Here is a 9,144-nt window from a genome sequence, read left to right as displayed (position 1 = left end):
TCAGATGGCAGCCGCCGGATCGTCCGCCACCGTCTGCGGGCCGCTGCTGATGAAGCGCGTCACCTGGCGCGGCTTCAGGTGGGCGCGGCTGCCGGGGGCCAGCTTCAGGCTGTCGCGCAGCTGCTGCCAGCGCTGGCGGCTCAGTTCCACGTCGACATAGCTGCCGTCCTCGCGCTTGAACTCCAGGCGCGTCACCGGGCCCAGGGTCAGCGCCTGCGACAGCTCGGCGGGCCAGGTGCCGTCAGCGGCTTCAGCCACCACGTCCAGTTCATGCGGGCGCACATAGTGCACATCGTCCACGGCGGCCGTGGCGCCGCCGGGCCCATGTCCCTGGTGGCCGGTGCGGCCGTGGAACAGGTTCACGTCGCCCAGGAACTGCAGCACGAAGGGCGTGGCCGGGTGGTCGTAGACGGCGTCCGGGCTGCCCACCTGCTCGATGCGGCCCTGGTTCATCACCACGATGCGGTCGGCGACTTCCATGGCCTCGTCCTGGTCGTGGGTGACGAAGACGCTGGTCACATGCATCTCGTCGTGCAGGCGGCGCAGCCAGCGGCGCAGCTCCTTGCGCACCTTGGCATCCAGCGCGCCGAAGGGCTCGTCCAGCAGCAGCACCTTGGGCTCGACCGCCAGCGCGCGGGCCAGGGCGATGCGCTGGCGCTGGCCACCGCTCAGCTGGTGCGGATAGCGGTCGGCGATCCAGTCCAGCTGCACCAGCTTCAGCAGCGCGGTCACCTTGCTCTTGATCTCACCTTCAGACGGCCGCGTGGCCTTGGGCCGCACCCGCAGGCCGAAGGCCACGTTCTCGAAGATGGTCATCTGCGGGAACAGCGCGTAGTGCTGGAAGACGAAGCCCACCTGCCGGTCGCGCACATCGGTGTGGGTGGCGTCCTGGCCGTGGAACAGCACGGTGCCGCTGTCGGGCACCTCCAGCCCGGCGATGATGCGCAGCAGGCTGGTCTTGCCCGAGCCCGACGGCCCCAGCAGCGCCACCAGCTCGCCATCGGGGATGTCGAGGTTCAGGTTGTCGCAGACGACGGTGGGGCCGAAGCGCTTGTTGAGGTTTCTGACTTCAATGGACATGGTTCACTCGCTCCGGTCGCCGGTGCTGCGCTTCTGCGCCTTCACCCGCTGCTCGACCACGTACTTCAGTCCCAGCGTCACCAGGGCCAGCAGCGCCAGCAGGCTGGCCACCGCAAACGCCGCGGCGAACTGGTACTCGTTGTAGAGGATCTCGATGTGCAGCGGCATGGTGTTGGTCTGGCCGCGGATGTGGCCCGAGACCACGCTGACCGCGCCGAACTCGCCCATCGCCCGCGCATTGCACAGGATCACGCCGTACAGCAGCGCCCACTTCACGTTGGGCAGGGTCACCCGCCAGAAGATCTGCCAGCCGTTGGCGCCCAGCACGCGGGCGGCCTCTTCCTGCTCGGTGCCCTGGGCCTGCATCAGCGGGATCAACTCGCGCGCCACGAACGGGAAGGTGATGAAGATGGTGGCCAGCACGATGCCCGGCACCGCGAAGATCACCTTCAGGTCATGGTCGCGCAGCCACTCGCCGAACCAGCCCTGCAGGCCGAACACCAGGGTGAAGATCAGGCCCGAGATCACCGGGCTCACCGAGAACGGCAGGTCAATCAGCGTCAGCAGCAGGCTCTTGCCCTTGAACTCGAACTTGGCAATCGCCCAGGCTGCGCCCACGCCGAAGACCAGGTTCAGCGGCACCGAGATGGCCGCGGCGATCAGCGTCAGCTTGATCGCCGAGACGGCGTCGGGCTCGATGACGGCTGCGAGGTAGACCTCCCAGCCCTTCTTCAGCGCCTCGACGAAGACGATGGCCAGCGGGATGAACAGGAAGAAGGTCAGGAAGGCCAGCGCCACGCCGATCAGCGTCCACTTCAGCCAGGTGGGCTCGGTGGTGGCGTTGCGCAGGCGCGGCGGGGCCAGCGGTTGGGGGTCGGTGTTCATGGTGTCAGCGGCCCTGGCGGCGGCGGGCCCAGCCCTGCAGCGCGTTGATGCCCAGCAGCAGGATGAAGGCGGCCACCAGCATCACCACGGCAATCGCGGTGGCACCCTGCACGTCGTACTGCTCGAGCTTGGTGATGATCAACAGCGGCGTGATCTCGCTGACCATCGGCATGTTGCCGGCGATGAAGATCACGCTGCCGTACTCGCCCAATGCGCGGGCGAAGGCCAGCGCAAAGCCGGTGAGCAGGGCCGGTGCCAGGATCGGGAAGATCACCAGCCGGAAGGTCTGCCAGCGGTTGGCGCCCAGGGTGGCGGCGGCTTCCTCGAATTCCTTGTGCAGGTCTTCCAGCACCGGCTGCACCGTGCGCACCACGAAGGGCAGGCCGATGAAGGTGAGCGCCACGAACACGCCCAGCGGCGTGAAGCTCACCTTGAACGGCAGGAACTGGCCGATCCAGCCGTTCTGCGCGTACAGCGCGGTCAGCGCGATGCCGGCCACCGCGGTGGGCAGGGCGAACGGCAGGTCGACCAGCGCGTCGATGAAGCGCTTGGCCGGAAAGTCGTAGCGCACCAGCACCCAGGCCACGATCAGGCCGAAGACCGCGTTGACCAATGCGCCGCCCAGGCTGGCGCCGAAGGTCAGCCGGTAGCTGGCCAGCACCCGCGGTGCGGTCACCGTCTCCCAGAAGGCCGGCCAGGTCATCGTGGCCGTCTTCAGGAAGGCCGCCGACAGCGGAATCAGCACGATGAAGCTCAGGTACAGCAGCGTGAAGCCCAGCGCCAGATCGAAACCGGGCAGCACGCTGTGGCGCTTGAGCAGCGCTTTGCGCAGCAGCATGGGGGGCTCAGCGGCGCTTGGCCTTGGCGATCACCTGGTCGTACAGCCCGCCGTCGTTGAAGTGGTCGGCCTGGGCCTTCTTCCAGCCGCCGAACACCTGGTCGACGGTGAAGGTCTGCACCTTGGGGAAGTCCTTCGCGAACTGGGCCATCACCTTGGCGTTGCGCACCCGCAGGTGGTGCTTGGCGGCCACGGCCTGGCCTTCCTCGCTCCACAGGAACTTCAGGTAGGCCTCGGCTTCCTTGCGCATGCCCCGCTTGTCGACCACCTTGTCGACGATCGACACCGGGTTTTCGGCCAGGATGGTGCGGCTGGGGTAGATGACCTCGAAGCCGCCACCGAACTCGCGCTGGATCAGCGGCACCTCGCTCTCGAAGGTGACCAGCGCATCACCCAGCCCCCGCTGCGCGAAGGTGGTGGTGGCCGCGCGGCCACCGCCGTCGAGCACCGGCACGTTGGCGAAGATGCGCTCCACCAGCGCCTGCGCTGCCGCCGGCTGCACGCCGGCCTGCACCGCAGCGCCCCAGGCCGCCAGGTAGGTGTAGCGGCCGTTGCCGGTGACCTTGGGGTTGGGAATGATCACGCCGACGCCGGGCTTGCCCAGGTCCGACCAGTCGCGGATGTTCTTCGGGTTGCCCTTGCGCACCAGGATCACGCTGATGCTGGTGGTGGGCGCGCTGTTGTCGGGCAGGCGCTTGGCCCAGTCCGCGGGGATCAGCTTGCCCTGGTCGGCCAGGATGTCGATGTCGTTGGCCTGGTTCATCGTGATCACGTCGGCCTCCAGGCCTTCGACCACGCTGCGGGCCTGGCGACTGCTGCCGCCGTGGCTCTGGTTCAGCGTCAGCGTCTCGCCGGTGGTCTTCTTCCAGTGCGCGGCGAAGACGGCGTTGTAGTCCTTGTAGAACTCGCGGCTGACGTCGTAGCTGACGTTCAGCAGGGTCTTGGTCTGGGCCTGGGTTGGCGCGGCGGCCAGCAGCAGCAGGGCAGAGGCCAGCAGGGCGCGACGGGGCAGGGAGGCAGCGGTCATCGGAGGGGGCAGTCAGGGCGAAGCGGCGGATTGTGGTCAGGCAGTGATCGCCACCCAACCGCGGAATCAGCGCATCGATATTCGGAAAACAGATAAACCGGCCGGTCGCCGCGCAGGCCCAGGCTATGCTGCGCGCCTTTTTCCTGACGAAGGGACCACAGATTGACGATGCAGCAGGATGAGATCCGGGGCGCCCGGCGACGCACGGTGCTGGGCGCCGGCCTGGCCGCCTGGGCCGGCGCGGGCGGTGCCCGGGCGGCTGACAACCTGGCCGGCGTGACCTTGCGCGTGGGCACCTACAAGGGCAACTGGCGCGCGCTGCTGGCCGCGGCGGGGCTGCCGCCGCCGCCCTACCAGGTGGCCTGGCGCGAGCTGAACAACGGCACCCTGCATGTCGAGGCCATCCAGGCCGATGCGCTGGACCTGGGCTTCGGCAGCGAGGTGCCGGCGCTGTTCGCCGCGCGCCAGCAGGCCCCTGTGCGCTTCATCGCCGTGGTGCGGGAGGACCTGAACAACCTGGTGACGGTGGCGCGCGGCGCCACGCCCATCCGCCGCGTGGCCGACCTGAAGGGCCGGCGGGTGGGCTATGCCCGCGGCACCATCGCGCACTACTTCCTCAGCCGCCAGCTGGCCGGGGCGGGCCTCCAGCTGTCGGACATCCAGAGCGCCCACCTCGCGCCGGCCGATGCGCTGCAGGCCTTTGCCCGCGGCGACATCGACGCCTGGGCGATCTGGGGCTACAACGGCCAGCTGGCCCGGCTGCAGCATGGCGGCCGGGTGGTGAAGACAGCCCATGGCTTTGCCTCGGGCAACTTCCCGGTCTTCGCCAACCCGAAGGCGCTGGCCGATCCGGCACGCGAGGCGGCGATCGGCGACTTCCTGCTGCGCTTGCGCCGCGCCTACCTGTGGGCCAACAGCCACTACCTGGATTTCGCGCGCGCCCAGAACGCCGAGACCCGGGTGGCCGTGGGCGACCTGATCGAGCTGTGGAACCAGCGCAGCACCGACTATGCGGTGCTGCCGCCCAGCCCGCAGACGGTGGCCGCCCACCAGCAGGTGGCCGATGTGTTCCTGCAGGCCGGCGTGCTGGACGCGCCGACGAAGGTGGCGCCGTTCTGGGACGCGCGCTACGCGCCGCTGCTGGCCCGCGGCGTGTGAGGCGCGGCCTCAGCCGCCGGTGACGATCTCGATCGGTGCGCCGTGGCAGCGCGTCAATGACAGGCTGGCCGACCCCGGCCCGCGCAGCGCGATGCCGACCACGCCGGCGCTGCGGCCGCCCAGCGCGCTGTGCAGCGCCTGTGCCGCCGGGCCATGGGCACCGGCGCCCGGTGCCACCAGCAGCAACGCCGTCGGGCCCAGTTGCAGCCGCGCCTGCTGCAGGCCCAGGCCGGTGAGCGGCAGGCGTTCGCCCGGCTGGCCCAGCAGGGCGCTGTAGCGGGCCAGGCTGGCTTCCATGTCGGTCACCGCCACCGTCACGCAGGCCACGCCGGTGGCGCCATTGGCATGCTGGCGTATGGCGCCTTCGGGCACGCGCAGGTGACGCGGGGTCACATCCCCGCAGAGGAACGGCAATTCGGCCGATGGCGGCAGGCCCATCTGCCAGACCAGGCGCTCGCCATCGGGCCGCAGCCGGCCGCCGTCATGCGGGCCGGTGTAGGCCAGGCCGCGGCCGGCGGCCTCGGCCACCACCGCGCCCACGCTGGACGGCAGCAGCGCAAAGTCGACGAAGCCGCTGTGGCCCCGCGCCGCGTGGCCGGCCCAGCGGTGGCCGGGGTGCGGCCGCAGGAAGGCGATCAGCTCCAGGTAGGCGCCGTCGTCAAACACCACCAGCGCGTTGTGGGTGCCGCCGTCGGCATGGGTGCCGCCGGGCTGCACGGTGAAGCCCTGCGCGCGGTAGTCGGCGATGGCGGTGTCCAGGTCGGGCACCAGGATGACGAGGTGGTCCAGTGGCAGGGCCATGGTGGTGTCTCCGGTCAGGGTGGACGGTCAGCGCCGGGTGGCGTCGGGGCCGAAGAAGCCATTGAGGCCGCTGCCTGCGGCGGCGCCGGCAAAGCCGTCGAAGCGGCCTTCGGCCAGCGCCTGGGCCGCGCGCTGGAAGCCGCCCCAGGCGCTGCGCGCCAGCGCGCCGCCCACGCTGATGCGGCGCACGCCCAGCGCGGCGATGTCGGCCACCGCCATCGGGCTGGGGCTGCCCACCAGCAGGTTGACCGGCTTGGGCGCCACCGCGGCCACCACGGCGCGGATGTGCTCGGGCTGCTGGATGCCGGGGGCGTACAGCACATCGGCCCCGGCAGCGGCATAGGCCTGCAGCCGGGTGATGGTGGTGTCGATGTCGGGTTGGCCGACCAGGAAGCATTCGGCCCGGCCGACAAGCAGCACCTCGCCGCCGGCGGCATCGATGGCCGCGCGCGCGGCGCGCAGGCGCTGCACCGCCACCTCCAGCGCAAACAGCGGTGCCGTGGCATCGCCGGTGGAATCCTCGATCGACAGGCCGGCCACGCCGGTGGCCACCGCCAGGCGCACGCTGTCGGCCACCGCCGTGGCATCGGCGCCGAAGCCGTTCTCGAAATCCGCGTTCACCGGCAGGTCGGTGGCGTCCACCAGGGTGTGCAGGTGGTTTAGCACCTGCTGGCGGCTGAGCCGGTTGTCGGCTGCGCCCAGCGACCAGGCCAGGCCCGAGCTGGTGCTGGCCAGCGCCTGGAAGCCCAGGCCCTGCAGCCAGCGGGCGCTGCCCACGTCCCAGGGGTTGGGCAGCACGAAGCAGCCGCTGGCGTGCAGCGCGCGGAAGTTCTGCCGCTTCGCGGCGATGCTGGGTCGGTCAGCGGTCATCGGTGCTCCTGCAGGGATGGGCGTGGCGGATTCTGCGCCGGTACGCGCCGCGGGCCCATCCGGGCGCGCGGCCAGGCGCATGCGGGCACGCGCCACCGGTTCGCGGGGGTGGCGCCGCCCCTGTGCACCTGTGCACGTTCGATGCAAGTCAGAATAAATGAACAAATTGATAATCAACGAATGGCAGCCGATCCCCACACTCCCCCACCCCAGCAGGTCGGCGCACCGGTCGATGGCGCGTTCCAGCATCCTCCGTCGGCGCTGTCGCTCTGGCTGCGCAGCGACTTTCCCTGGCTGTTCCGTCCCTGGCGGGCGGCGGTGGTCGGCCTGACGCTGGTGTTGCTGGTGCTGGGTGCCCAGCAGGCAGTGTCACGGCTGTCGCGTCCGCCACCGCAGCCCGTGCAGGCGGAGGTGCAGGCGCTTCGCGCCTTGGTCTCCCTGGTGGAGGAGTGCCGCGGCACCGAGTCCCTGCTGGTGCTGCTGCCGCGCGGCGCCGAACGCGATGCGGCGATCGACCGGCTGCACCAGCAGCAGGCGGGTGTGGGCGACTGGTTGCAACGCCATGACGGTTGGCTGGTCGCGGCGCATGGGCGCGCGTCGGTCGACCAGCTGGCTGCTGCTGCCGGCACCTGGCACGCGCTGCAACTGCGCATCGTCGCTGCGCCGCCTGGCGACGACCGGGGTGGCCAGACCAACGCGTCCCGCGTGCTGACCACCGGCCCGTCGGCCGACGCCTACGCCACGGTGGTGGCGTCGGTGGAGGGCATGCTGCGCCGCCACAGGCGCTGATCCGGCGGGGCCGGGCGGGCGGTGGACTGTCCGGCGTTCAACCCGGCAGCCGCTCGGCCACCGCATCGCCCCAGGGCGAGGCGATCTCGGTGCAGCCGGTGTTCCAGCCGCTGTGCCGCAGCACGCCGGCCGGGCAGGCGAAGGCATAGGGGTGCGGCTGGCGGCGCACCGGCGTCACGGTGAACTCGGCGGCCAGCGCGGCCTGCACGGCGGCGGGCAGCGCCTGGTCGGCCAGCAGCTGGCGCTGGTTGTTGCTGATGTCGAAACGCGGCTGGTGGAAGGCGCCTTCCAGGTCCATGCCGTGGTCGACCAGGAAGCTGGCCAGCTGCAGCACCGACCCCAGGATCTTGCGGCCGCCCGAGGCGCCCAGCGCAAAGCGCCGCCCATCGGCCGCCTCGCCCACCACCGGGCAGTAGTTGGCCAGGCAGCGCTTGCCCGGGGCCAGGGAATTGGGCTTGCCGGGCTCGGGGTCGAACCACAGGATGCCGTTGTTCAGCAACAGGCCGGTGCTGGGCGACACCACCCGCGAGCCGAAGATCGACAGCAGCGTCTGCGTGACCGCGGCCATGTTGCCGTGGCGGTCGACGATGCTGAAATGGGTGGTGCAGCCCGGTGCCCGCGGGCTGTCGTGGTCGCCCATGCCGCGCAGGCGGGCATCGAACGCGGCATGCAGGGCGCGGGCGGTGGCCAGGCTGCTGGCTGCGCCGGGGCCGCCGGGCGGTGGTGGCGGGCCTTCGTTCAACAAGGCCAGCGCGGCGGCCAGCGTGGGGCCGCCGGTCAGGCCGGGTGGGGCATGGATGCGGCCGCCGCGGTAGGCGATGGCCAGGGGCTCGGCCCATTCGGCGCGGTAGCCGGCCAGGTCGTCCAGCGACAGGCAACCGCCCTTGGCCTGCACATCCCGCACCAGGGCCTCGGCGATGCCGCCGCGGTAGAAGGCATCGGCGCCCTCGGCGGCCAGCTGCTGCAGCGTGCGCGCCATCGCCTTCTGGTCGAGGTGGCGCTGGGTGGTGGCCGTCCAGCCTTCGACGATGGCGAACAGGCCGTCGTCCAGGAACATGCGCGCGGCATCCGGGTCCAGCGACAGCGCCTTGGCGGTGGAGGCCGTGAGCAGGCCCGAGTACCAGTCGGCGATCATGCCCTGCTCGGCCAGCGCGGCGGCGGGCAGCACCAGGTCACGCCAGGGCAGGCGGCCGTGGCGGCCATGGGCCAGTGCCATGCCGGCCACCACGCCGGGCACGGCCACGGCGGTGGCGCCCTGCTGGTTGCGGTCGTTCACCACCCGGGGCCAGGGGAACAGGTCGGCGCTGCGGCCGTCCTGGGCCAGCGGGTAGTCGGCCGGGTTCAGCGCCAGCGGCGCACGCATGCCGTAGTCCACCACCTGGGCCTGGCCGGTGTCGGCGCGCCACAGCGTCATGCAGCCGCCGGCGGCCGGGCCGCTCATCCAGGGCTCGACCACGCCGATGGCGAACGACACCGCCACCGCGGCGTCCACCGCGTCACCGCCGGCTTCCAGCACGGCGGCGCCCACCTCGGCGGCGCGCCGGTGCTGGGCGGCCACCACGCCGCCGCGGGTGGCGATGACCTGCTTGCGCACGGTCTGGGTGTTGGAGAAGTTGTCCATGGTGCGCAGTGGGGTGGAAGAGGAGGGCTGGCCGTTGGCCGGATCGTCAACACATCTTAGCGACCAGTCGGTCGT

At 71.2% G+C, this 9,144-nt stretch carries 9 protein-coding genes; 2 read left to right on the top strand and 7 right to left on the bottom strand.

Annotated elements, in window-relative coordinates:
* Genes FFT10_RS04370 through FFT10_RS04355 form a run of 4 tightly spaced genes read right to left on the bottom strand, consistent with a single transcriptional unit; the run spans window position 1 to window position 3,830 of the window.
* Window positions 1–1,080, bottom strand: a complete 1,080-nt coding sequence (locus FFT10_RS04370; RefSeq protein WP_137731565.1) for a sulfate/molybdate ABC transporter ATP-binding protein — start codon at window positions 1,078–1,080, stop codon at window positions 1–3.
* Window positions 1,081–1,083: 3 nt separating this feature from the next.
* Window positions 1,084–1,965, bottom strand: a complete 882-nt coding sequence (gene cysW, locus FFT10_RS04365) for a sulfate ABC transporter permease subunit CysW (protein WP_137731564.1) — start codon at window positions 1,963–1,965, stop codon at window positions 1,084–1,086.
* Between the two features lie 4 nt (window positions 1,966–1,969).
* Window positions 1,970–2,803, bottom strand: coding sequence for a sulfate ABC transporter permease subunit CysT (gene cysT / locus FFT10_RS04360; RefSeq protein ID WP_137731563.1), 834 nt, complete (start codon window positions 2,801–2,803; stop codon window positions 1,970–1,972).
* A 7-nt stretch (window positions 2,804–2,810) separates the two neighbouring features.
* Window positions 2,811–3,830: a sulfate ABC transporter substrate-binding protein gene (locus FFT10_RS04355; RefSeq protein WP_137731562.1), complete on the bottom strand. Its 1,020-nt coding sequence runs from the start codon at window positions 3,828–3,830 to the stop codon at window positions 2,811–2,813.
* 168 nt (window positions 3,831–3,998) lie between these two features.
* Here FFT10_RS04355 and FFT10_RS04350 point away from each other — a divergent pair, with 168 nt between their 5' ends.
* On the top strand, window positions 3,999–4,988 hold the full coding sequence (locus FFT10_RS04350; RefSeq protein ID WP_137731561.1) for an ABC transporter substrate-binding protein: 990 nt from the start codon (window positions 3,999–4,001) through the stop codon (window positions 4,986–4,988).
* A gap of 9 nt (window positions 4,989–4,997) precedes the next feature.
* On the opposite strand, the gene FFT10_RS04345 is transcribed toward FFT10_RS04350, so the two are convergent.
* Both FFT10_RS04345 and FFT10_RS04340 read right to left on the bottom strand, forming a co-directional pair.
* Complete coding sequence (locus FFT10_RS04345) at window positions 4,998–5,789, bottom strand: VOC family protein (RefSeq protein WP_137731560.1); 792 nt, start codon at window positions 5,787–5,789, stop codon at window positions 4,998–5,000.
* Window positions 5,790–5,816: 27 nt separating this feature from the next.
* Window positions 5,817–6,659 (bottom strand): isocitrate lyase/PEP mutase family protein, encoded by an 843-nt coding sequence (locus tag FFT10_RS04340; protein WP_137731559.1) that lies wholly within the window; start codon window positions 6,657–6,659, stop codon window positions 5,817–5,819.
* Between the two features lie 180 nt (window positions 6,660–6,839).
* Between FFT10_RS04340 and FFT10_RS04335 the strand changes: the two genes are divergently transcribed.
* On the top strand, window positions 6,840–7,448 hold the full coding sequence (locus FFT10_RS04335; protein ID WP_137731558.1) for a hypothetical protein: 609 nt from the start codon (window positions 6,840–6,842) through the stop codon (window positions 7,446–7,448).
* Between the two features lie 37 nt (window positions 7,449–7,485).
* Here the strand turns inward: FFT10_RS04335 and FFT10_RS04330 are convergent, their stop codons facing one another.
* A complete protein-coding gene (locus FFT10_RS04330; RefSeq protein ID WP_137731557.1) occupies window positions 7,486–9,069 on the bottom strand; it encodes a gamma-glutamyltransferase in 1,584 nt (527 codons plus the stop codon).
* Between the last annotated feature and the right edge of the window lie 75 nt (window positions 9,070–9,144).

It is taken from the genome of Pseudaquabacterium pictum (assembly GCF_005403045.1).
Taxonomy (GTDB): domain Bacteria; phylum Pseudomonadota; class Gammaproteobacteria; order Burkholderiales; family Burkholderiaceae_C; genus Pseudaquabacterium; species Pseudaquabacterium pictum.
This window is presented reverse-complemented; position numbering and strand designations above follow the sequence as displayed.

What these genes read in the sequence shown, in the direction of transcription:
- FFT10_RS04340 (WP_137731559.1), bottom strand. Translation starts at nt 6,659, where the DNA reads ATGACCGCTGACCGACCCAGCATCGCCGCGAAGCGGCAGAACTTCCGC.
- FFT10_RS04335 (WP_137731558.1), top strand. Translation starts at nt 6,840, where the DNA reads ATGGCAGCCGATCCCCACACTCCCCCACCCCAGCAGGTCGGCGCACCG.
- cysW (WP_137731564.1), bottom strand. Translation starts at nt 1,965, where the DNA reads ATGAACACCGACCCCCAACCGCTGGCCCCGCCGCGCCTGCGCAACGCC.
- FFT10_RS04350 (WP_137731561.1), top strand. Translation starts at nt 3,999, where the DNA reads ATGCAGCAGGATGAGATCCGGGGCGCCCGGCGACGCACGGTGCTGGGC.
- FFT10_RS04370 (WP_137731565.1), bottom strand. Translation starts at nt 1,080, where the DNA reads ATGTCCATTGAAGTCAGAAACCTCAACAAGCGCTTCGGCCCCACCGTC.
- cysT (WP_137731563.1), bottom strand. Translation starts at nt 2,803, where the DNA reads ATGCTGCTGCGCAAAGCGCTGCTCAAGCGCCACAGCGTGCTGCCCGGT.
- FFT10_RS04345 (WP_137731560.1), bottom strand. Translation starts at nt 5,789, where the DNA reads ATGGCCCTGCCACTGGACCACCTCGTCATCCTGGTGCCCGACCTGGAC.
- FFT10_RS04355 (WP_137731562.1), bottom strand. Translation starts at nt 3,830, where the DNA reads ATGACCGCTGCCTCCCTGCCCCGTCGCGCCCTGCTGGCCTCTGCCCTG.
- FFT10_RS04330 (WP_137731557.1), bottom strand. Translation starts at nt 9,069, where the DNA reads ATGGACAACTTCTCCAACACCCAGACCGTGCGCAAGCAGGTCATCGCC.